Annotated in this window: 23 protein-coding genes; all 23 read right to left on the bottom strand. The window is 59.4% G+C overall.

What is annotated here, in order from left to right:
- Positions 1-10: 10 nt before the first annotated feature.
- The 23 genes from rplF to rpoB all read right to left on the bottom strand — a co-directional run bounded on the left by rplF (position 11) and on the right by rpoB (position 20,694).
- A complete protein-coding gene (gene rplF, locus ACSX1D_RS18565) occupies positions 11-544 on the bottom strand; it encodes a 50S ribosomal protein L6 (RefSeq protein WP_255837038.1) in 534 nt (177 codons plus the stop codon).
- 12 nt (positions 545-556) lie between these two features.
- Complete coding sequence (rpsH, locus tag ACSX1D_RS18570) at positions 557-949, bottom strand: 30S ribosomal protein S8 (protein WP_160347652.1); 393 nt, start codon at positions 947-949, stop codon at positions 557-559.
- A gap of 183 nt (positions 950-1,132) precedes the next feature.
- A complete protein-coding gene (gene rpsN / locus ACSX1D_RS18575) occupies positions 1,133-1,438 on the bottom strand; it encodes a 30S ribosomal protein S14 (RefSeq protein ID WP_439859906.1) in 306 nt (101 codons plus the stop codon).
- Between the two features lie 13 nt (positions 1,439-1,451).
- On the bottom strand, positions 1,452-1,991 hold the full coding sequence (gene rplE / locus ACSX1D_RS18580) for a 50S ribosomal protein L5 (RefSeq protein WP_013789764.1): 540 nt from the start codon (positions 1,989-1,991) through the stop codon (positions 1,452-1,454).
- Between the two features lie 20 nt (positions 1,992-2,011).
- The gene (rplX, locus tag ACSX1D_RS18585) at positions 2,012-2,326 is read right to left on the bottom strand and encodes a 50S ribosomal protein L24 (protein ID WP_009397501.1); all 315 of its coding nucleotides are present in this window, start codon (positions 2,324-2,326) and stop codon (positions 2,012-2,014) included.
- An 11-nt stretch (positions 2,327-2,337) separates the two neighbouring features.
- Positions 2,338-2,706, bottom strand: a complete 369-nt coding sequence (rplN, locus tag ACSX1D_RS18590) for a 50S ribosomal protein L14 (RefSeq protein ID WP_003243907.1) — start codon at positions 2,704-2,706, stop codon at positions 2,338-2,340.
- A gap of 23 nt (positions 2,707-2,729) precedes the next feature.
- Positions 2,730-2,996, bottom strand: coding sequence for a 30S ribosomal protein S17 (gene rpsQ, locus ACSX1D_RS18595; protein ID WP_031303185.1), 267 nt, complete (start codon positions 2,994-2,996; stop codon positions 2,730-2,732).
- A 2-nt stretch (positions 2,997-2,998) separates the two neighbouring features.
- Positions 2,999-3,190 carry a 50S ribosomal protein L29 gene (gene rpmC / locus ACSX1D_RS18600; protein ID WP_002555481.1) on the bottom strand — a complete coding sequence of 64 codons (192 nt, stop codon included), beginning with the start codon at positions 3,188-3,190 and terminating at the stop codon, positions 2,999-3,001.
- The gene (gene rplP / locus ACSX1D_RS18605; protein WP_003243901.1) at positions 3,190-3,603 is read right to left on the bottom strand and encodes a 50S ribosomal protein L16; all 414 of its coding nucleotides are present in this window, start codon (positions 3,601-3,603) and stop codon (positions 3,190-3,192) included. Before rplP ends, rpmC begins: the two co-directional genes overlap by 1 nt.
- 12 nt (positions 3,604-3,615) lie before the next feature.
- Positions 3,616-4,302 carry a 30S ribosomal protein S3 gene (gene rpsC, locus ACSX1D_RS18610; RefSeq protein WP_318643766.1) on the bottom strand — a complete coding sequence of 229 codons (687 nt, stop codon included), beginning with the start codon at positions 4,300-4,302 and terminating at the stop codon, positions 3,616-3,618.
- A 13-nt stretch (positions 4,303-4,315) separates the two neighbouring features.
- Positions 4,316-4,648, bottom strand: a complete 333-nt coding sequence (gene rplV, locus ACSX1D_RS18615; protein ID WP_003103908.1) for a 50S ribosomal protein L22 — start codon at positions 4,646-4,648, stop codon at positions 4,316-4,318.
- A 13-nt stretch (positions 4,649-4,661) separates the two neighbouring features.
- A complete protein-coding gene (gene rpsS, locus ACSX1D_RS18620) occupies positions 4,662-4,937 on the bottom strand; it encodes a 30S ribosomal protein S19 (RefSeq protein WP_010486981.1) in 276 nt (91 codons plus the stop codon).
- 16 nt (positions 4,938-4,953) lie between these two features.
- Entirely contained in the window at positions 4,954-5,778 is an 825-nt protein-coding gene (gene rplB, locus ACSX1D_RS18625) for a 50S ribosomal protein L2 (RefSeq protein WP_255837033.1), read from the bottom strand.
- A 14-nt stretch (positions 5,779-5,792) separates the two neighbouring features.
- Positions 5,793-6,092 carry a 50S ribosomal protein L23 gene (gene rplW / locus ACSX1D_RS18630; RefSeq protein WP_069901955.1) on the bottom strand — a complete coding sequence of 100 codons (300 nt, stop codon included), beginning with the start codon at positions 6,090-6,092 and terminating at the stop codon, positions 5,793-5,795.
- Positions 6,089-6,691 carry a 50S ribosomal protein L4 gene (gene rplD, locus ACSX1D_RS18635; RefSeq protein WP_439859907.1) on the bottom strand — a complete coding sequence of 201 codons (603 nt, stop codon included), beginning with the start codon at positions 6,689-6,691 and terminating at the stop codon, positions 6,089-6,091. The genes rplW and rplD overlap by 4 nt, the downstream gene beginning before the upstream one ends.
- Positions 6,692-6,703: 12 nt before the next feature.
- A complete protein-coding gene (rplC, locus tag ACSX1D_RS18640; protein ID WP_439859908.1) occupies positions 6,704-7,339 on the bottom strand; it encodes a 50S ribosomal protein L3 in 636 nt (211 codons plus the stop codon).
- Between the two features lie 83 nt (positions 7,340-7,422).
- The gene (gene rpsJ, locus ACSX1D_RS18645; RefSeq protein WP_213641498.1) at positions 7,423-7,734 is read right to left on the bottom strand and encodes a 30S ribosomal protein S10; all 312 of its coding nucleotides are present in this window, start codon (positions 7,732-7,734) and stop codon (positions 7,423-7,425) included.
- Between the two features lie 141 nt (positions 7,735-7,875).
- Positions 7,876-9,069 carry an elongation factor Tu gene (tuf, locus tag ACSX1D_RS18650; RefSeq protein WP_015278291.1) on the bottom strand — a complete coding sequence of 398 codons (1,194 nt, stop codon included), beginning with the start codon at positions 9,067-9,069 and terminating at the stop codon, positions 7,876-7,878.
- Between the two features lie 30 nt (positions 9,070-9,099).
- Positions 9,100-11,229, bottom strand: a complete 2,130-nt coding sequence (fusA, locus tag ACSX1D_RS18655) for an elongation factor G (protein ID WP_439859909.1) — start codon at positions 11,227-11,229, stop codon at positions 9,100-9,102.
- A 30-nt stretch (positions 11,230-11,259) separates the two neighbouring features.
- Complete coding sequence (gene rpsG / locus ACSX1D_RS18660; protein ID WP_008089143.1) at positions 11,260-11,730, bottom strand: 30S ribosomal protein S7; 471 nt, start codon at positions 11,728-11,730, stop codon at positions 11,260-11,262.
- Between the two features lie 108 nt (positions 11,731-11,838).
- Positions 11,839-12,210: a 30S ribosomal protein S12 gene (gene rpsL, locus ACSX1D_RS18665; RefSeq protein ID WP_003186084.1), complete on the bottom strand. Its 372-nt coding sequence runs from the start codon at positions 12,208-12,210 to the stop codon at positions 11,839-11,841.
- 146 nt (positions 12,211-12,356) lie between these two features.
- Positions 12,357-16,556 carry a DNA-directed RNA polymerase subunit beta' gene (rpoC, locus tag ACSX1D_RS18670; RefSeq protein WP_439859910.1) on the bottom strand — a complete coding sequence of 1,400 codons (4,200 nt, stop codon included), beginning with the start codon at positions 16,554-16,556 and terminating at the stop codon, positions 12,357-12,359.
- A gap of 64 nt (positions 16,557-16,620) precedes the next feature.
- Positions 16,621-20,694 (bottom strand): DNA-directed RNA polymerase subunit beta, encoded by a 4,074-nt coding sequence (gene rpoB, locus ACSX1D_RS18675; RefSeq protein WP_439859911.1) that lies wholly within the window; start codon positions 20,692-20,694, stop codon positions 16,621-16,623.
- Positions 20,695-20,709: the final 15 nt, after the last annotated feature.

Below are 20,709 nucleotides of genomic sequence, written 5' to 3' on the forward strand. Positions count from 1 at the left end.
TTGCTAGGCCCTACTTCTTCTTGGCTTCTTTACGACGGACGACTTCGTCTGCGTAACGAACACCTTTGCCCTTGTAAGGTTCAGGACGACGGAAGTCACGAATTTCCGCAGCAACCTGACCAACCAGTTGTTTGTCGACACCCTTGATCAGGATATCGGTCTGGCTCGGGGTTTCGGCGGTCACGCCTTCCGGCAGCTCGTAGTCGATCGGATGGGAGAAGCCCAGAGCCAGAGACAGAACCTGACCTTTGGCTTGCGCCTTGTAACCAACGCCGACCAGCTGCAGCTTGCGCTCGAAGCCAGTGCTAACGCCGATCACCATGTTGTTGACCAGGGCACGAGTGGTACCGGCCATTGCGCGAGTCTGCTGGTCGCCATTGCGAGCAGCGAAACGCAGCTCATCGGCTTCCTGGACCACTTCAACAGACGAGTGAACCTTCAGTTCCAGAGTACCCTTGGCACCCTTTACCGAAAGCTGCTGACCGGCGAGTTTGATCTCGACGCCAGACGGCAGCTTGACGGGGTTTTTAGCAACGCGAGACATGGCTATCCCCCCTTAGAACACAGTGCAAAGCACTTCGCCGCCGACACCGGCAGCGCGCGCAGCGCGATCCGTCATCACACCCTTGTTGGTGGAGACGATGGATACGCCAAGACCGCCACGAACCTTCGGCAGATCATCGACGGACTTGTACTGGCGAAGGCCTGGACGGCTAACGCGCTTCACTTCTTCGATGACCGGACGGCCTTCGAAGTACTTCAGCTCGATGGACAGCTGCGGCTTGCTTTCGCCGCTGATCTGATAACCCGCAATATAACCTTCGTCTTTCAAAACTTTGGCTACAGCCACCTTCAACGTGGAAGACGGCATGCTTACGACGGACTTTTCAGCCATCTGGGCATTACGGATACGAGTTAGCATGTCCGCTAACGGGTCCTGCATACTCATGGGCTAGACGCTCCTGATACAAAAAGAATTAGCCTCGCGGCTAAGAGTCACCGAATGCCCGGGCAAAAAACGGCCCAGGCTCAGGCGAGCCGAACATTCTAGAGACTGCTCAAAAATGAATCAAGCCCCAAAGGGGCCTGATTCACAGAAAGACAAAGCCGGCACAAGGCCGGCTTCGCTTTTTTACCAGCTGGCTTTCACCAGGCCCGGTACATCGCCACGCATCGCCGCTTCACGCAGCTTGATACGGGACAGACCGAACTTGCGATAAACGCCGTGCGGACGACCGGTGATGCGGCAGCGGTTGCGCAGGCGCGAGGCGCTGGCGTCACGCGGCTGCTTCTGCAGGGCTACCTGGGCTTCCCAACGCGCCTCCGGACTGCTGTTCGGATTGGCGATGACAGCCTTCAGCTCGGCACGCTTCTTCGCGTACTTGGCTACCGTTTGCTGACGCTTCAGCTCACGGTTCTTCATGCTCATTTTGGCCATGATCGAACTCCAGTCAGTTGCGGAACGGGAATTTGAAGGCGCGCAGCAGGGCACGACCTTCATCATCCGTACGGGCGGTGGTGGTCAGGGTGATATCCAGACCGCGCAGCGCATCGATTTTGTCGTAATCGATTTCCGGGAAGATGATCTGCTCTTTCACGCCCATGCTGTAGTTGCCGCGGCCGTCGAAGGACTTGGCATTCAGGCCGCGGAAGTCACGCACGCGCGGCAGGGAGATGGACAGCAGACGATCGAGGAACTCGTACATACGTTCGCGGCGCAGGGTTACCTTGACGCCGATCGGCCAGCCCTCACGAACCTTGAAGCCTGCAATCGACTTACGGGCATGAGTCACAACGACTTTCTGACCGGTGATCTTTTCCAGGTCGGCAACCGCGTTCTCGATGACCTTCTTGTCACCGATCGCTTCGCCCAGGCCCATGTTCAGGGTGATCTTGGTGATGCGCGGAACTTCCATCACATTGGCGAGCTTAAGTTCTTCCTTAAGCTTCGGCGCGATTTCTTTCCGGTAAATCTCTTTTAGTCGTGCCATGGTCTTCTACCTAGCAGTGTTCAAGCATCAACCGCTTTTTGGGTCGACTTGAAGACACGAATTTTCTTACCGTCCTCAACCTTGAAACCAACGCGGTCAGCCTTGTTGGTTTCGCCGTTGAAAATGGCCACGTTAGAAGCGTGCAGCGGCGCTTCTTTCTCGACGATACCGCCTTGAACGCCCGACATCGGGTTCGGCTTGGTATGGCGCTTGACCAGGTTGATCCCGCCCACGACCAGACGGTCGTCAGCGAGCACCTTCAGCACCTTACCGCGCTTACCCTTGTCCTTGCCGGCGATCACGATGATCTCGTCGTCACGACGAATCTTTTGCATGTCGGATCTCCTTACAGCACTTCAGGGGCGAGCGAGACGATCTTCATGAACTTCTCGGAACGCAGTTCACGGGTCACGGGCCCAAAGATACGGGTGCCGATCGGCTCTTGCTTGTTGTTCAGCAGAACAGCAGCGTTGCCGTCGAAGCGAATGATCGAGCCATCGGCACGGCGCACGCCGTGACGGGTACGGACGACGACAGCAGTCATCACCTGGCCCTTCTTCACCTTACCGCGCGGAATCGCTTCCTTGACGGTAACTTTGATGATGTCGCCGATGCCAGCGTAGCGGCGATGCGAGCCACCCAGCACCTTGATGCACATGACGCGGCGTGCACCACTGTTGTCGGCCACATCGAGCATGGATTGAGTCTGAATCATATAATTTCTCCGACCCTTAGCCCTTAGACTTCCACTGCGCGTTCGAGAACTTCAACCAGCGCCCAAGACTTGGTCTTGGCCAGCGGACGGGTTTCACGGATGGAAACCTTGTCGCCGATGTGGCACTGGTTGTTTTCGTCGTGCGCGTGCAGCTTGGTCGAACGCTTGACATATTTGCCGTAGATCGGGTGCTTAACGCGACGCTCGATCAATACGGTGATGGTCTTGTCCATCTTGTCGCTGACAACTCGGCCGGTCAGCGTACGGACTGTTTTTTCGGCTTCAGCCATGATCACTTACCTGCCTGCTGGTTGAGCACAGTTTTCACACGAGCGATGTCGCGCTTAACTTGCGAGAGCAGGTGAGACTGCCCCAACTGGCCAGTTGCTTTCTGCATGCGCAGATTGAACTGGTCGCGCAGCAGGCCGAGCAGTTGCTCGTTCAGCTGCTGTGCTGATTTTTCACGAAGCTCATTCGCTTTCATCACATCACCGTCCGCTTAACAAAGGTGGTGGCGAGCGGCAGCTTTGCAGCAGCCAGGGCGAAAGCCTCACGCGCCAGCTCTTCGGAAACGCCTTCGATTTCATACAGGACTTTGCCTGGCTGAATCTGGGCTACCCAATATTCAACGCCACCCTTACCTTTACCCATCCGCACTTCCAGAGGCTTCTTGGTTACCGGCTTGTCAGGGAACACGCGAATCCAGATCTTGCCGCCACGCTTTACGTGACGGGTCAGAGCACGACGAGCGGACTCGATCTGGCGGGCGGTGAGACGACCGCGGGCCACAGACTTCAGCGCGAACTCGCCGAAGCTGACCTTGCTACCGCGCTGAGCCAGACCACGGTTGTGGCCGGTCATCTGCTTGCGGAATTTTGTACGCTTTGGTTGCAACATTTGGCGTACCCCTTACTTGGCAGCTTTTTTACGAGGAGCGGGCGCCTGCGGCTTCAGCTCTTCTTGGCGGCCACCGATGACCTCACCCTTGAAGATCCAAACCTTGACACCGATCACACCGTAGGTGGTGTGCGCTTCGTAGGTGTTGTAGTCAATGTCAGCGCGCAGGGTGTGCAGCGGCACACGACCTTCGCGGTACCACTCGGTACGTGCGATTTCCGCACCGCCGAGACGACCACTTACCTGGATCTTGATGCCTTTGGCACCAATGCGCATGGCGTTCTGTACGGCGCGCTTCATGGCGCGACGGAACATCACACGACGCTCCAGCTGCTGGGCAACGCTTTGGGCAACCAGCATCGCGTCGAGCTCCGGCTTGCGGATCTCTTCGATGTTGATGTGCACCGGCACACCCATTTGCTTGGTCAGGTCCTGACGCAGCTTCTCAACATCTTCACCTTTCTTGCCGATCACGATACCGGGACGGGCGGTGTGGATGGTGATGCGTGCGGTTTGAGCCGGGCGAGCAATGTCGATACGGCTTACGGACGCGCTTTTTAGTTTGTCTTGGAGATACTCACGCACCTTCAGATCAGCGAACAAGTAGTCCGCATAAGTCCGACCGTCTGCGTACCAGACGGAGGTGTGATCCTTGACGATTCCCAGGCGAATGCCAGTGGGATGTACTTTCTGACCCATCTGATCGACTCCGTTACTTGTCCGCAACCTTGACAGTGATATGGCAAGACCGCTTGACGATGCGATCAGCGCGGCCCTTGGCACGCGGCATGATTCGCTTCAGCGAACGCCCTTCGTTAACGAAAACGGTGCTGACCTTGAGGTCATCCACGTCGGCGCCTTCGTTGTGCTCGGCGTTGGCAACGGCCGACTCCAGCACTTTCTTCATAATTTCCGCGGCTTTCTTACTGCTGAAAGCCAACAGGTTGAGCGCTTCGCCCACCTTCTTCCCGCGGATCTGGTCGGCGACCAAGCGGGCTTTCTGGGCGGAGATTCGAGCGCCCGACAACTTAGCGGCTACTTCCATCGTTCCTTACCCCTTAACGCTTGGCTTTCTTGTCAGCCACGTGCCCACGATAAGTGCGGGTACCGGCGAACTCGCCCAGTTTGTGACCGACCATGTCTTCGTTCACGAGAACCGGGACATGCTGACGACCGTTATGTACAGCGATGGTCAGACCGACCATCTGCGGCAGGATCATCGAACGGCGCGACCAGGTTTTCACCGGCTTGCGATCGTTCTTCTCCACCGCCACTTCGATCTTCTTCAGTAGGTGAAGATCAATAAAAGGACCTTTTTTCAGAGAACGTGGCACTGTCGTATCCCTCTATTTACTTGCGACGACGGACGATCATGTTATCGGTGCGCTTGTTACCACGAGTCTTCGCGCCCTTAGTCGGGAAGCCCCATGGAGACACCGGATGACGACCACCAGAGGTACGACCTTCACCACCACCGTGTGGGTGGTCGACCGGGTTCATGGCAACACCACGAACGGTCGGGCGAACGCCACGCCAGCGCTTGGCACCGGCCTTACCCAGCGAACGCAGGCTGTGCTCGGAGTTCGAGACTTCGCCCAGGGTCGCACGGCACTCGGCCAATACTTTGCGCATCTCGCCGGAACGCAGACGCAGAGTCACATAGACGCCTTCACGGGCGATCAGCTGAGCCGAAGCACCAGCGGAACGAGCGATCTGGGCACCCTTGCCCGGCTTCAGCTCGATACCGTGAACGGTCGAACCCACCGGAATGTTGCGCAGCTGCAGGCTGTTACCGGCCTTGATCGGCGCCATAGCACCGGATACCAGCTGATCGCCAGCTACCACGCCCTTGGGCGCGATGATGTAGCGGCGTTCGCCGTCGGCATACTTCAGCAGAGCGATGTGAGCAGTACGGTTCGGATCGTATTCCACGCGCTCGACGGTGGCTGGAATGCCATCCTTGTCGTTGCGACGGAAGTCGACCAGACGGTAATGCTGCTTATGGCCACCACCGATATGACGGGTGGTGATACGGCCATTGTTGTTACGACCGCCAGTCTTCGACTTCTTCTCGAGCAGCGGAGCGTAGGGAGCGCCTTTGTGAAGCTCCTGGTTGACCACCTTGACCACAAAACGGCGGCCAGCGGAAGTCGGTTTGCATTTAACGATTGCCATGATGCACCCCTTCCTTACTCAGCACTGCTGGCGAAATCGAGATCTTGGCCCGGCTGAAGGGAGATGATCGCCTTCTTCCAGTCGTTACGCTTGCCCAGACCGCGAGCGGTGCGCTTGCTCTTACCCAGAACGTTCTGAGTAGTCACGCGCTCAACCTTCACGCTGAACAGGCTTTCGACGGCCTTCTTGATTTCCAGCTTGGTTGCATCGGTTGCAACCTTGAAAACGAACTGGCTTTTCTTGTCAGCCAGCAGAGTGGCCTTCTCGGAGATGTGCGGGCCAAGCAGCACTTTGAATACGCGTTCCTGGTTCATCCCAGCAGCTCCTCGAATTTCTTCACGGCAGAAACGGTGACCAGCACCTTTTCGTACGCGATCAGACTGACCGGATCGGAACCCTGCACGTCACGAACATCGACATGCGGCAGGTTACGGGCAGCCAGGTACAGATTCTGGTCAACGGCATCAGACACGATCAGAACGTCGTTCAGACCCATGCCATTCAGCTTGCCCAGCAGTTCTTTGGTCTTCGGCGCTTCTACGGAGAAGTCCTCAACCACGACCAGACGGTCGGTACGCACCAGCTCAGCAAGAATCGAACGGATGGCCGCGCGATACATCTTCTTGTTCAGCTTCTGGTCGTGATTCTGCGGACGCGCCGCGAAAGTCACGCCACCGCCACGCCAGATCGGACCACGGGTGGTACCGGCACGGGCACGACCAGTGCCCTTCTGACGCCACGGACGCTTGCCGCCGCCAGACACGTCGGAACGGGTCTTCTGCTGCTTGCTGCCCTGACGGCCGCCAGCCATGTAGGCCACAACTGCTTGGTGAACCAGGGTCTCGTTGAACTCGCCGCCGAAGGTCGCTTCGGAAACTTCGATCGCCTGAGCGCCATTTACATTTAATTGCATGTCAGCTTCCCCTTAACCGCGAGCCTTGGCTGCCGGACGCACAACCAGGTTGCCGCCAGTAGCGCCAGGAACGGCACCCTTGACCAACAGCAGGTTGCGTTCAGCGTCGACGCGCACTACTTCCAGGGACTGCACAGTCACACGCTCAGCGCCCATGTGACCGGACATTTTCTTGCCCTTGAAGACGCGACCCGGAGTCTGGCACTGGCCGATGGAGCCCGGTACGCGGTGGGACACGGAGTTACCGTGAGTGTTGTCTTGGCCGCGGAAGTTCCAACGCTTGATGGTACCGGCAAAGCCTTTACCCTTGGACTGACCGGTGACATCCACCAGCTGACCAGCTTGGAAAATTTCAGCGTTGATCTGGTCGCCAGCCTGGTACTCGCCGTCTTCGAGACGGAATTCCCAAACACCACGACCCGCCGCGACGTTCGCCTTGGCGAAGTGACCGGCCTGAGCCTTGCTGACACGAGAGGCGCGGCGCTCGCCGACAGTGACCTGCACTGCGCGATAGCCATCGGACTCCTCAGTTTTGAACTGGGTGACGCGATTCGGCTCGATCTCAATGACCGTGACCGGAATGGAGACACCTTCTTCGGTGAAAATGCGGGTCATGCCGCACTTACGACCGACTACACCAATAGTCATGTTGTAAACCTCATGAGTGTACGGGGCTCTCACCCGCTATGGCCGCCCATTTCAGAGCGTTACACGACTAAAACCCCAAGGTTTTAGCCGAGGCTGATCTGCACTTCCACGCCAGCCGCAAGATCGAGCTTCATCAGCGCATCGACGGTTTTATCCGTCGGCTGGACGATGTCCAGAACACGCTTGTGGGTACGAATTTCATACTGATCACGCGCGTCTTTGTTGACGTGCGGAGAAGTCAGCACTGTGTACCGCTCTTTGCGGGTAGGCAGAGGAATCGGACCACGCACCTGAGCACCAGTACGTTTCGCGGTTTCCACGATTTCCTGGGTAGATTGATCGATCAGGCGATGGTCAAAAGCCTTCAACCGAATACGGATTTGTTGGTTTTGCATTTTGACCTCAGATTCCAAGCTGCTATTCCCAACGGACGCAATACGCCCGTTAAAAGGAGGCGCAATTCTATAGACGCCCCCTATGGGTGTCAACCCAATAAAAAAGCCCCCGCAAGCGGGGGCTCTTCTCAGATCAATCGATTACTCGACGATCTTGGCAACCACGCCGGCACCAACGGTACGGCCGCCTTCGCGAATCGCGAAACGCAGGCCGTCTTCCATGGCGATCGGCTTGATCAGGGTGACAACCATTTTCACGTTGTCGCCCGGCATTACCATCTCAACGCCTTCCGGCAGTTCGCAGCTACCGGTTACGTCGGTAGTACGGAAGTAGAACTGCGGACGGTAGCCCTTGAAGAACGGGGTGTGACGACCACCTTCTTCCTTGGACAGCACGTACACTTCAGCTTCGAACTTGGTGTGCGGCTTGATGGTGCCCGGCTTGGCCAGAACCTGGCCACGCTCTACGTCGTCACGCTTGGTGCCGCGCAGCAGGACGCCACAGTTCTCACCAGCACGACCTTCGTCGAGCAGCTTGCGGAACATCTCGACACCGGTGCAGGTGGTCTTGGTGGTGTCACGCAGACCAACGATCTCGATTTCTTCCTGGATCTTGACGATACCGCGCTCGACACGACCGGTAACCACGGTGCCGCGACCGGAGATCGAGAACACGTCTTCGATCGGCATCAGGAACGGCTTGTCGATGGCACGAACCGGCTCAGGGATGTAGGTATCCAGAGTCTCGACGAGCTTCTTGACGGCAGTGGTGCCCATCTCGTTGTCGTCCTGGCCGTTCAGAGCCATCAGCGCGGATCCGATGATGATCGGAGTGTCGTCGCCCGGGAAGTCGTAGGTCGACAGCAGGTCACGAACTTCCATCTCGACCAGCTCGAGCAGCTCGGCGTCGTCGACCATGTCGGCCTTGTTCAGGAACACGACGATGTACGGTACGCCTACCTGACGGGACAGCAGGATGTGCTCGCGAGTCTGCGGCATCGGGCCGTCGGCAGCGGAGCAAACCAGGATAGCGCCGTCCATCTGCGCAGCACCGGTGATCATGTTCTTCACATAGTCAGCGTGGCCAGGGCAGTCAACGTGCGCGTAGTGACGAATGTTGGAATCGTACTCTACGTGCGCGGTGTTGATGGTGATACCACGAGCCTTCTCTTCCGGCGCGCTGTCGATCTTGTCGAAGTCGACGCGAGCGGAACCGAAAACTTCCGAGCAGACGCGAGTCAGAGCAGCGGTCAGAGTGGTTTTACCGTGGTCAACGTGACCGATGGTGCCAACGTTGACGTGCGGTTTGTTACGTTCAAATTTTTCTTTAGCCACGACAGTGAACCTCTTGCCTAAAGGGCTGAATCAGCCTTGTTTTTTAACCAGTGCTTCGACGATGTTCGACGGAGCTTCGGAGTATTTGGAGAATTCCATGGAGTAGCTGGCGCGACCCTGAGACATGGAACGGACGTCGGTCGCATAACCGAACATCTCACCCAGCGGAACTTCGGCACGGATAACCTTACCGGACACTGTGTCTTCCATACCCTGGATCAGACCGCGACGACGATTCAGGTCACCCATCACGTCACCCATGTAGTCTTCAGGGGTTACCACTTCCACTTTCATGATCGGCTCAAGCACAACACCGCCACCCTTCTGGGCCAGCTGCTTGGTCGCCATGGAGGCCGCCACCTTGAACGCCATCTCGTTGGAGTCGACGTCATGGTAGGAACCGTCGAACACGGTCGCCTTGAGGCCGATGAGCGGATAACCGGCAACTACGCCGTTCTTCATCTGCTCTTCGATACCCTTCTGGATGGCCGGGATGTATTCCTTCGGAACCACACCGCCCACGACTTCGTTGACGAATACCAGACCTTCCTGACCTTCGTCTGCCGGAGCAAAGCGGATCCAGCAGTGACCGAACTGGCCACGACCACCAGACTGACGCACGAACTTGCCTTCGATCTCGCAGCTCTTGGTGATCTTCTCGCGGTAGGAAACCTGCGGCTTGCCGATGTTGGCCTCGACGTTGAACTCGCGCTTCATGCGGTCAACGAGGATGTCCAGGTGCAGCTCACCCATACCGGAGATGATGGTCTGACCGGTCTCTTCGTCGGTCTTGACGCGGAACGACGGGTCTTCCTGAGCAAGCTTGCCCAGTGCGATACCCATCTTCTCCTGGTCGGCCTTGGTCTTCGGCTCAACAGCTACCGAGATCACCGGCTCCGGGAAGTCCATACGCTCGAGGATGATCGGCTTGTCGGCGTTGCACAGGGTGTCACCAGTGGTGACGTCCTTCATGCCGATCAGAGCAGCGATGTCACCTGCGCGTACTTCTTTGATCTCTTCACGCTGGTTGGCGTGCATCTGCACCATACGACCAACGCGCTCTTTCTTACCCTTGACCGAGTTGATCACGGAGTCGCCCGAGGTCAGGAACCCCGAGTAGACGCGCACGAAAGTCAGAGTACCAACGAACGGGTCGGTAGCGATCTTGAACGCCAGGGCCGAGAACGGCTCGTTGTCATCCGCATGACGCTCATCATAATCAGCCTCAACCAGCTCTTCTTTCGGCTTCTCGATGAGGTCAGGGTGAATACCCTTGATCGCCGGAATCTCGGTCGGAGCAGGCAGGAAATCGATGACAGCATCGAGAACCAGAGGGACGCCCTTGTTCTTGAAGGAGGAACCGCAAACAGCCGGAACGATCTCGCTAGCCAGGGTGCGCGCACGCAGACCTGCCTTGATCTCTTCGACGGTCAGCTCACCTTCTTCAAGGTACTTGTTCATCAGCTCTTCGCTGGCCTCGGCCGCAGCCTCGACCATGTTCGAACGCCACTCTTCAGCGAGCTCCAGCATATCGGCCGGAATTTCTTCCTCACGATAGGTGGTGCCTTTGTCGTCTTCGTTCCAGTAGATAGCCTTCATCTTGATCAGGTCGACCTGACCCTGGAAGTTATCTTCCGAACCGATGGCCAGCTGGATCGGCACCGGAGTGTGACCCAGACGGTTCTTGATCTGACCGATGACGCGCAGGAAGTTGGCACCCGCACGGTCCATCTTATTCACGTAAACAACACGCGGAACGCCGTACTTGTTGGCCTGACGCCATACGGTTTCGGACTGAGGCTCAACACCGGAAGTGCCGCAGAACACCACGACGGCGCCATCGAGTACGCGCAGCGAACGCTCTACTTCAATAGTGAAGTCAACGTGGCCGGGGGTATCGATGACGTTTACGCGGTAGTTGTCATACTGACCAACGGAGCCTTTCCAGAAGGTGGTAACGGCAGCGGAGGTAATGGTGATACCGCGCTCCTGCTCCTGCACCATCCAGTCGGTGGTGGCAGCACCGTCGTGCACCTCACCCATCTTGTGGCTGAGACCTGTGTAGAACAGGATCCGCTCGGTAGTAGTGGTCTTGCCCGCGTCAACGTGCGCACAGATACCAATGTTACGGTAGCGGTTAATTGCTGTAGTACGAGCCATAAAGCCCTCGCAAAATTAGTGTTGCCAGAATTAGAAGCGGTAGTGCGAGAACGCCTTGTTGGCTTCAGCCATGCGGTGCACGTCTTCACGCTTCTTAACTGCAGCACCTTTGCCTTCAGCGGCATCCAGCAACTCGCCAGCCAAACGCAGAGCCATAGACTTCTCGCCGCGCTTGCGGGCGTAGTCTACCAACCAGCGCATGGCCAGAGCGTTACGACGAGACGGACGAACTTCGACCGGAACCTGGTAAGTCGCACCACCAACACGGCGCGACTTCACTTCGACCAGCGGAGCGATGGCGTCGAGAGCTTTCTCGAAGATTTCCAGGGGATCGCTGTTCTTGCGCTCTTTAACTTTGTCCAGCGCGCCATAAACGATACGTTCGGCGACGGCCTTCTTGCCGCTTTCCATTACGTGGTTCATGAACTTGGCGAGAATCTGGCTTCCGTATTTCGGATCGTCCAGAATCTCACGCTTGGCTGCTACGCGACGTCTTGGCATTGATAAGCCCTCAAACGGTCTTCAGGTTAGCCCGGGACCCCACCCTTAGGTGTCGCCCGACCTTACTCTTATCGACTCAATAAATAGAAAATCAGTCAGCGCACCGAATTATTTCGGACGCTTGGTACCGTACTTCGAACGACCCTGGTTACGGCCCTTCACACCGGAGGTGTCCAGGGAACCGCGCACGGTGTGGTAACGCACACCCGGAAGGTCTTTTACACGACCGCCACGGATCAGCACCACGCTGTGCTCTTGCAGGTTGTGACCTTCACCACCGATGTACGAGGAAACCTCGAAACCGTTGGTCAGGCGCACACGGCATACTTTACGCAGTGCCGAGTTAGGTTTTTTCGGCGTAGTGGTGTACACGCGGGTGCACACGCCACGACGCTGCGGGCAGTTCTGCAGCGCAGGCACGTCGGACTTCTCGACGATACGCTTGCGCGGCTGACGTACCAGCTGGTTGATAGTTGCCATCTACTAGCTCCACTGTTGTCTTTCGACATAAACAAAATGGCAGAGCTGAACGCCCTGCCAAATTTAGGGGTGCATGAGTCTAATGAGACACGCCCCCTTCGTCAAGGCTAAGCCCCGCGAGCAAGCTCGCGGGGCCACCCCCTCGATTAGCTACCGCTGGAGTTCAGCGCTTCGGTCAGTGCGGCTTCCACCTCACTGGCGCTGACGCGGACCGGCTTGTCGGCATCACGCTTGCGCTTGCGCTCGCTGTGATAGGCCAGACCGGTACCGGCGGGGATCAGACGACCCACCACAACGTTTTCCTTGAGGCCACGCAGGAAGTCGCGCTTGCCAGTCACCGCCGCTTCGGTCAGAACGCGGGTGGTTTCCTGGAACGACGCCGCCGAGATGAACGACTCGGTGGACAGCGAGGCCTTGGTGATACCCAGCAGTACGCGCTCGTACTTGGCGATGAAGCGATCGTCGCCGGACAGGCGCTCGTTCTCTTCCAGCACCTGGGTCAGTTCCATCTGGTCGCCCTTGATGAAGCTGGAATCGCCCGACTCGGACACTTCGACCTTGCGCAGCATCTGCCGCAGGATGGTCTCGATGTGCTTGTCGTTGATCTTCACGCCCTGCAGGCGGTAAACGTCCTGGATCTCGTTGACGATGTACTTGGCCAGCGCGCTGACACCGAGCAGACGCAGGATGTCGTGCGGGTTGCTCGGACCGTCGGAAATGACTTCGCCCTTATTCACCTGTTCGCCTTCGAAGACGTTGAGGTGACGCCACTTCGGAATCAACTCCTCGTAAGGATCGCTGCCATCGGTCGGCGTGATCACCAGGCGGCGCTTGCCCTTGGTTTCCTTGCCGAAGGAGATGGTGCCGCTGATCTCGGCGAGGATCGACGGCTCTTTCGGCCGGCGTGCCTCGAACAGGTCGGCAACGCGCGGCAGACCACCGGTGATGTCGCGGGTCTTCGAGGTTTCCTGCGGGATACGTGCGATGACGTCACCCACGTTGACCTGACCACCGTCAGCCACACCCACCAGGGCGTTGGCCGGCAGGAAGTACTGGGCCGGCACGTCGGTGCCCGGCAGCAGCAGTTCCTTGCCAGAGGCGTCGACCAGCTTGACCGCCGGGCGGATGTCCTTGCCGGACGCCGGACGATCCTTCGGATCGAGAACCTCGATGTTGGTCAGACCGGTCAGTTCGTCGGTCTGGCGCTTGATGGTGATGCCTTCTTCCATGCCGACGAAGGTCACGGTACCCATCATCTCGGTGACGATCGGGTGGGTGTGCGGGTCCCACTTGGCGACGATTGCGCCCGCTTCGACCTTGTCACCTTCCTTGACCGAAATCACCGCACCGTAAGGCAGCTTGTAGCGCTCGCGCTCGCGACCGAACTCGTCGGCCACCGCCAGCTCGCCGGAACGCGAAACCGCGACCAGCGCGCCATCCAGGCGCTCGACGTGCTTGAGGTTGTGCAGGCGGATCGCGCCGCCGTTCTTCACCTGGACGCTGTCGGCTGCGGAGGTCCGGCTGGCCGCACCACCGATGTGGAACGTACGCATGGTCAGCTGGGTACCCGGCTCACCGATCGACTGTGCAGCGATAACGCCGACCGCCTCACCGATGTTCACCTGGTGACCACGGGCCAGATCACGACCGTAGCACTTGGCGCAGATGCCGTAGCGGGTTTCGCAGCTGATCGGCGAACGCACGATCACTTCGTCGATGCTGTTCAGCTCGATGAACTCGACCCACTGCTCGTCGACCAGGGTGCCGGCCGGGACGATGACTTCGTCGGTGCCCGGCTTGAACACGTCACGGGCGATCACTCGGCCCAGTACGCGCTCACCCAGGGGCTCGACCACGTCGCCGCCTTCGATGTGCGGGGTCATCAGCAGACCCTGCTCGGTGCCGCAATCGACCTCGGTCACCACCAGGTCCTGCGCCACGTCGACCAGGCGACGGGTCAGGTAACCGGAGTTCGCGGTCTTCAGGGCGGTATCCGCCAGACCCTTACGGGCACCGTGGGTGGAGATGAAGTACTGCAGAACCGAGAGACCTTCGCGGAAGTTCGCGGTGATCGGCGTTTCGATGATCGAGCCGTCCGGCTTGGCCATCAGACCACGCATACCGGCGAGCTGGCGGATCTGCGCAGCAGAACCCCGCGCACCGGAGTCGGCCATCATGTACATGGAGTTGAAGGACTCCTGCTCGACTTCGTTGCCATCGCGATCGATGACCTTCTCTTTCGACAGGTTGCCCATCATCGCCTTCGACACTTCGTCGTTGGCCTTCGACCACAGGTCGATCACCTTGTTGTACTTCTCGCCCTGGGTTACCAGGCCGGAGGCGTACTGGCTCTCGATCTCCTTCACTTCCTCGGTGGCGGCGTCGATGATCCGCGCCTTCTCGTCCGGGATGACGAAGTCGTTGACGCCGATCGACACACCGGAAATGGTCGAGTAGGCGAAACCGGTGTACATCAGCTGGTCGGCGAAGATCACGGTGTCCTTCAAGCCAACGGTGCGGTAGCACTGGTTGATCAGCTTGGAGATCGCCTTCTTCTTCATCGACTGGTTGACCACGTCGTAAGGCATGCCGGCCGGAACGATCTGGAACAGCAGCGCGCGGCCGACGGTGGTGTCGACGATGCGGGTGTTCTTGGTGATCGAGCCGTCCTTTTCCTTGATGGTCTCGTTGATCCGGACCTTCACGCGAGCATGCAGCGAGGCTTCGCCGGCGCGGAACACCCGGTCGACTTCCTGCAGGTCGGCGAACACGCGGCCTTCGCCCTTGGCGTTGACGGCTTCGCGGGTCATGTAATACAGACCCAGTACCACGTCCTGCGACGGCACGATGATCGGCTCGCCGTTGGCCGGCGAGAGGATGTTGTTGGTCGACATCATCAGCGCGCGCGCTTCCAGCTGGGCTTCCAGCGTCAGCGGCACGTGTACGGCCATCTGGTCACCGTCGAAGTCGGCGTTGTACGCCGCGCAGACCAGCGGGTGCAGCTGGATCGCCTTGCCTTCGATGAGCACCGGCTCGAACGCCTGGATACCCAGACGGTGCAGGGTCGGCGCACGGTTGAGCAGCACGGGGTGTTCGCGGATCACCTCGGCGAGCACGTCCCACACCTCCGGCAGCTCGCGCTCGACCATCTTCTTGGCGGCCTTGATGGTGGTCGCCAGACCACGCATTTCCAGCTTGCCGAAAATGAACGGCTTGAACAGTTCCAGGGCCATCTTCTTCGGCAGACCGCACTGGTGCAGGCGCAGGGTCGGGCCCACGGTGATCACGGAACGACCGGAGTAGTCCACGCGCTTACCCAGCAGGTTCTGACGGAAGCGACCCTGCTTACCCTTGATCATATCGGCCAGGGACTTCAGCGGACGCTTGTTCGAGCCGGTGATGGCGCGACCGCGACGGCCGTTGTCCAGCAGGGCGTCGACCGCTTCCTGCAGCATGCGCTTTTCGTTGCGCACGATGATGTCCGGCGCGGACAGATCGAGCAGGCGCTTGAGGCGGTTGTTACGGTTGATCACCCGGCGATACAGGTCGTTCAGGTCGGAGGTGGCGAAACGCCCGCCGTCCAGCGGTACCAGCGGACGCAGGTCCGGCGGCAGCACGGGCAGCACGGTGAGGATCATCCACTCCGGCAGGTTGCCGGAGCCCTGGAAGGCTTCCATCAGCTTCAGGCGCTTGGACAGCTTCTTGATCTTGGTTTCCGAGTTGGTCTGCGGAATCTCTTCGCGCAGGCGACCGATCTCGTGCTCCAGGTCGATGGCGTGCAGCAGCTCGCGCACGGCTTCGGCGCCCATGCGCGCGTCGAAGTCGTCACCGAACTCTTCGAGGGCTTCGAAGTACTGCTCGTCGTTCAGCAGCTGGCCCTTCTCCAGGGTGGTCATGCCCGGGTCGATCACCACGTAGCTCTCGAAATAGAGCACGCGTTCGATATCACGCAGGGTCATGTCCATCAGCAAGCCGATGCGGCTCGGCAACGACTTGAGGAACCAGATGTGGGCACAGGGCGAGGCCAGTTCGATGTGCGCCATGCGCTCACGACGAACCTTGGCCAGGGCCACTTCGACGCCGCACTTCTCGCAGATCACGCCGCGGTGCTTGAGGCGCTTGTACTTGCCGCACAGGCACTCATAGTCCTTAACCGGGCCAAAGATCTTGGCGCAGAACAGACCATCGCGCTCGGGCTTGAAGGTACGGTAGTTGATGGTTTCCGGCTTTTTAACTTCACCGAACGACCACGAACGGATCATCTCAGGCGAGGCCAATCCGATACGGATGGCGTCGAACTCTTCGATCTGACCCTGGTTTTTCAGCAAATTCAGTAGGTCTTTCAAGGCCTTTCCTCCTGGCGGAGCAGGGAGTGGGCTACAGCGCCCCACTCCCGATTCGCGTCACGTGTTATTCGGTTTCCAGATCGATGTCGATACCGAGCGAACGGATCTCTTTGATCAGTACGTTGAAGGACTCGGGCATGCCCGGCTCCATACGGTGATCGCCGTCCACGATGTTCTTGTACATCTTGGTCCGGCCGTTCACGTCGTCCGACTTCACGGTCAGCATTTCCTGCAGGGTGTAGGCGGCACCGTAGGCTTCCAGTGCCCACACCTCCATCTCACCGAAGCGCTGACCACCGAACTGCGCCTTACCACCCAGCGGCTGCTGGGTGACCAGGCTGTAGGAACCCGTGGAACGCGCGTGCATCTTGTCGTCCACCAGGTGGTTCAGTTTCAGCATGTACATGTAGCCGACGGTGGTCGGACGCTCGAACTGGTTACCAGTACGGCCGTCGAACAGGCGCATCTGGCCGCTCTCCGGCAGATCGGCGAGCTTGAGCATCGCCTTGATCTCGCTTTCCTTGGCGCCGTCGAACACCGGAGTGGCCATCGGCACACCGCCGCGCAGGTTCTTCGCCAGGTTCAGCACTTCCTGGTCGCTGAGCTCGTCGAGGTTTTCCTGACGCCCGCCGATCTCGTTGTAGATCTGCTGCATGAACTGCCGCAGCTCGGCGACCTTGCGCTGCTCTTCGAGCATGCGGTTGATCTTCTCGCCCAGGCCCTTGGCCGCCAGGCCCAGGTGGGTTTCGAGGATCTGCCCGACGTTCATACGCGACGGTACGCCCAGCGGGTTGAGGACGATGTCCACCGGCGTGCCATTGGCATCGTGCGGCATGTCCTCGACCGGCATGATCACCGAGACCACACCCTTGTTACCGTGGCGACCGGCCATCTTGTCACCCGGCTGGATGCGACGGCGGATGGCCAGGTAGACCTTGACGATCTTCAGCACGCCCGGTGCCAGGTCGTCGCCCTGCTGCAGCTTGCGCTTCTTGTCTTCGAACTTGTCGTCGAGCAGCTGACGGCGGTCGGAGATGTAGGCCTGGGCCTTTTCCAACTGCTCGTTCAGCGCGTCGTCGGCCATGCGCAGCTTGAACCACTGGCCGCGCTCGAGGCCGTCGAGGAACTCGTCGGTCACCTCGGTGCCTTTCTTCAGGCCGGCACCGCCCTCGGCGATCTTGCCGACCAGGGCCGAACGCAGACGCTCGAAGGTGGCGCCTTCGACGATGCGGAACTCCTCGTTGAGGTCCTTGCGGATCTCGTCCAACTGCATCTTCTCGATCGACAGGGCACGGGCATCACGCTCGACACCATCACGGGTGAAGACCTGCACGTCGATGACGGTGCCCTTGGTGCCGGTCGGCACGCGCAGGGAGGTGTCCTTCACGTCGGACGCCTTCTCACCGAAGATCGCACGCAGCAGCTTCTCTTCCGGAGTCAGTTGGGTCTCGCCCTTGGGCGTGACCTTGCCGACCAGGATGTCACCGGCGCCGACTTCGGCACCGACATAGACGATACCGGCCTCGTCCAGCTTGTTCAGCGCAGCCTCACCTACGTTCGGGATGTCCGCGGTGATTTCTTCCGGGCCGAGCTTGGTGTCACGGGCCACACAGGTCAGTTCCTGGATGTGGATCGTGGTGAAGCGGTCTTCCTGGACCACACGCTCCGACAGGAGGATGGAGTCTTCGAAGTTGTAACCGTTCCACGGCATGAACGCGACGCGCATGTTCTGACCCAGGGCCAGTTCACCCATGTCGGTGGACGGGCCGTCGGCGAGGATGTCGCTGCGCTCGACCTTGTCACCCTTGCTCACCAGCGGACGCTGGTTGATGCAGGTGTTCTGGTTGGAGCGGGTGTACTTGGTCAGGTTGTAGATGTCGACGCCGGCTTCACCGGTTTCGACTTCGTCGTCGTTGACCCGCACCACGATGCGGCTGGCATCGACCGAGTCGATCACCCCGCCACGACGCGCGACCACGCAGACGCCGGAGTCACGGGCGACGTTGCGCTCCATGCCGGTACCGACCAGCGGCTTGTCCGAACGCAGGGTCGGCACCGCCTGACGCTGCATGTTGGAGCCCATGAGGGCGCGGTTGGCGTCGTCGTGCTCGAGGAACGGGATCAGCGAGGCCGCGACCGAAACTACCTGCTTCGGCGAAACGTCCATCAGGGTGACGTCTTCCGGCGCCTTGACGGTGAACTCGTTGAGGTGACGCACGGCCACCAGCTCATCGACCAGCTGGCCCTGTTCGTTCATCGTCGCCGAAGCCTGGGCGATCACGTGATCGGCTTCTTCGATGGCCGACAGGAACACGATCTCGTCGGTGACCAGGGTGTCCTTTACCACACGGTACGGGCTCTCGAGGAAGCCGTACTGGTTGGTGCGGGCATAGGCCGCCAGGGAGTTGATCAGACCGATGTTCGGACCTTCAGGGGTCTCGATCGGGCACACGCGGCCGTAGTGGGTCGGGTGTACGTCACGGACTTCGAAGCCGGCACGCTCACGGGTCAGACCGCCCGGGCCGAGCGCGGAAACGCGGCGCTTGTGGGTGATCTCGGAGAGCGGGTTGTTCTGGTCCATGAACTGCGAGAGCTGGCTGGAACCGAAGAACTCCTTCACCGCGGCCGCAACCGGCTTGGCGTTGATCAGGTCCTGCGGCATCAGGCCTTCGCTTTCGGCCATCGACAGACGCTCCTTGACCGCGCGCTCGACGCGCACCAGGCCGACACGGAACTGATTCTCGGCCATCTCGCCGACGCAACGCACACGACGGTTACCCAGGTGGTCGATGTCGTCGACGATGCCCTTGCCGTTGCGGATGTCGACCAGGGTCTTGAGGACCTCGACGATGTCTTCGCGGCTCAGCACGCCGGAACCTTCGATCTCGGTACGACCGATACGACGGTTGAACTTCATCCGGCCAACGGCGGAGAGGTCGTAGCGCTCGGCGCTGAAGAACAGGTTGTTGAACAGGGTCTCGGCGGCATCCTTGGTTGGCGGCTCGCCAGGACGCATCATCCGATAGATCTCGACCAGCGCTTCCAACTGATTGGTGGTGGAGTCGATCTTCAGGGTATCGGAAATGAACGGACCGCAATCGATGTCGTTGGTGTAGAGGGTCTCGATGCGCACGACCTGGGCCTTGGCGATCTTGACCAGCAGATCCAGGGTCAGCTCGGTGTTGCACTCGGCGATGATCTCGCCGGTAGCCGGGTGCACGATCACCTTGGCCGTGGTGCGGCCGATCAGGTAGTCGAGCGGAACCTCCAGCTCCTTGATGCCAGCCTTGTCCAGCTGGTTGATATGGCGCGCGGTAATGCGGCGGCCCTGCTCGACGATGACCTTGCCGTTGCCATCCTTGATGTCGAGCACGGCGACTTCGCCACGCAGGCGCTGCGGCACCAGTTCCAGGCTCAGGGAATCGCCCTTCACATGGAACACGTTGGTGTCATAGAAGGCGTCCAGCATCTCTTCGGTGCTGTAACCCAGGGCGCGCAGCAGGACCGAGGCCGGCAGCTTGCGGCGGCGGTCGATACGCACGAACACGGCGTCCTTCGGATCGAACTCGAAGTCCAGCCAGGAACCGCGGTACGGAATGATCCGCGCGGAGTACAGCAGCTTGCCGGAGCTGTGGGTCTTGCCGCGGTCGTGGTCGAAGAACACGCCCGGGGAGCGGTGCAGCTGGGAAACGATGACGCGCTCGGTTCCGTTGATAACGAAGGTACCGTTCTCGGTCATCAGGGGGATTTCCCCCATGTAAACTTCTTGCTCTTTAATGTCCTTGATCGCTTTGTTCGACGATTCTTTGTCGAAAATGATCAAGCGAACCTTCACCCGCAGCGGCACCGCGAAGGTCACGCCGCGCAGCACGCATTCCTTGACGTCAAAGGCCGGTTCGCCCAGGCGATAACCGACATACTCCAGAGCAGCATTGCCGGAATAGCTGATAATCGGGAAAACGGACTTGAAGGCCGCATGCAGGCCGATGTCGCGAAACTGGTCCTTGGTCGCTCCCGCCTGCAGGAATTCGCGATACGAATCCAGCTGGATGGCCAGGAGATAAGGCACATCCATGACATCCGGCAACTTGCTAAAGTCCTTGCGGATACGTTTTTTCTCAGTGTATGAGTAAGCCATCAGCGTTCCCCAGCT

Origin of the sequence: Pseudomonas sp. MBLB4136, from assembly GCF_051904765.1 — a bacterium.
Classification (GTDB): Bacteria; Pseudomonadota; Gammaproteobacteria; order Pseudomonadales; family Pseudomonadaceae; genus Aquipseudomonas.

Bases quoted from the DNA above. Each gene is read 5' to 3' on its own strand.
- rpsQ (WP_031303185.1), bottom strand. From the start codon at position 2,996: ATGGCTGAAGCCGAAAAAACAGTCCGTACGCTGACCGGCCGAGTTGTC.
- rpmC (WP_002555481.1), bottom strand. From the start codon at position 3,190: ATGAAAGCGAATGAGCTTCGTGAAAAATCAGCACAGCAGCTGAACGAG.
- fusA (WP_439859909.1), bottom strand. From the start codon at position 11,229: ATGGCTCGTACTACAGCAATTAACCGCTACCGTAACATTGGTATCTGT.
- rpsL (WP_003186084.1), bottom strand. From the start codon at position 12,210: ATGGCAACTATCAACCAGCTGGTACGTCAGCCGCGCAAGCGTATCGTC.
- rpsJ (WP_213641498.1), bottom strand. From the start codon at position 7,734: ATGCAAAACCAACAAATCCGTATTCGGTTGAAGGCTTTTGACCATCGC.
- rplN (WP_003243907.1), bottom strand. From the start codon at position 2,706: ATGATTCAGACTCAATCCATGCTCGATGTGGCCGACAACAGTGGTGCA.
- rpsG (WP_008089143.1), bottom strand. From the start codon at position 11,730: ATGCCAAGACGTCGCGTAGCAGCCAAGCGTGAGATTCTGGACGATCCG.
- rplX (WP_009397501.1), bottom strand. From the start codon at position 2,326: ATGCAAAAGATTCGTCGTGACGACGAGATCATCGTGATCGCCGGCAAG.
- rplW (WP_069901955.1), bottom strand. From the start codon at position 6,092: ATGAACCAGGAACGCGTATTCAAAGTGCTGCTTGGCCCGCACATCTCC.
- rpoB (WP_439859911.1), bottom strand. From the start codon at position 20,694: ATGGCTTACTCATACACTGAGAAAAAACGTATCCGCAAGGACTTTAGC.
- rplB (WP_255837033.1), bottom strand. From the start codon at position 5,778: ATGGCAATCGTTAAATGCAAACCGACTTCCGCTGGCCGCCGTTTTGTG.
- rplC (WP_439859908.1), bottom strand. From the start codon at position 7,339: ATGACTATTGGTGTAGTCGGTCGTAAGTGCGGCATGACCCGCATTTTC.
- rplD (WP_439859907.1), bottom strand. From the start codon at position 6,691: ATGCAATTAAATGTAAATGGCGCTCAGGCGATCGAAGTTTCCGAAGCG.
- rplV (WP_003103908.1), bottom strand. From the start codon at position 4,648: ATGGAAGTAGCCGCTAAGTTGTCGGGCGCTCGAATCTCCGCCCAGAAA.
- rpsC (WP_318643766.1), bottom strand. From the start codon at position 4,302: ATGGGTCAGAAAGTACATCCCACTGGCATTCGCCTGGGAATCGTCAAG.
- rplE (WP_013789764.1), bottom strand. From the start codon at position 1,991: ATGGCACGACTAAAAGAGATTTACCGGAAAGAAATCGCGCCGAAGCTT.
- rpsN (WP_439859906.1), bottom strand. From the start codon at position 1,438: ATGGCCAAAATGAGCATGAAGAACCGTGAGCTGAAGCGTCAGCAAACG.
- rpsH (WP_160347652.1), bottom strand. From the start codon at position 949: ATGAGTATGCAGGACCCGTTAGCGGACATGCTAACTCGTATCCGTAAT.
- rplP (WP_003243901.1), bottom strand. From the start codon at position 3,603: ATGTTGCAACCAAAGCGTACAAAATTCCGCAAGCAGATGACCGGCCAC.
- rplF (WP_255837038.1), bottom strand. From the start codon at position 544: ATGTCTCGCGTTGCTAAAAACCCCGTCAAGCTGCCGTCTGGCGTCGAG.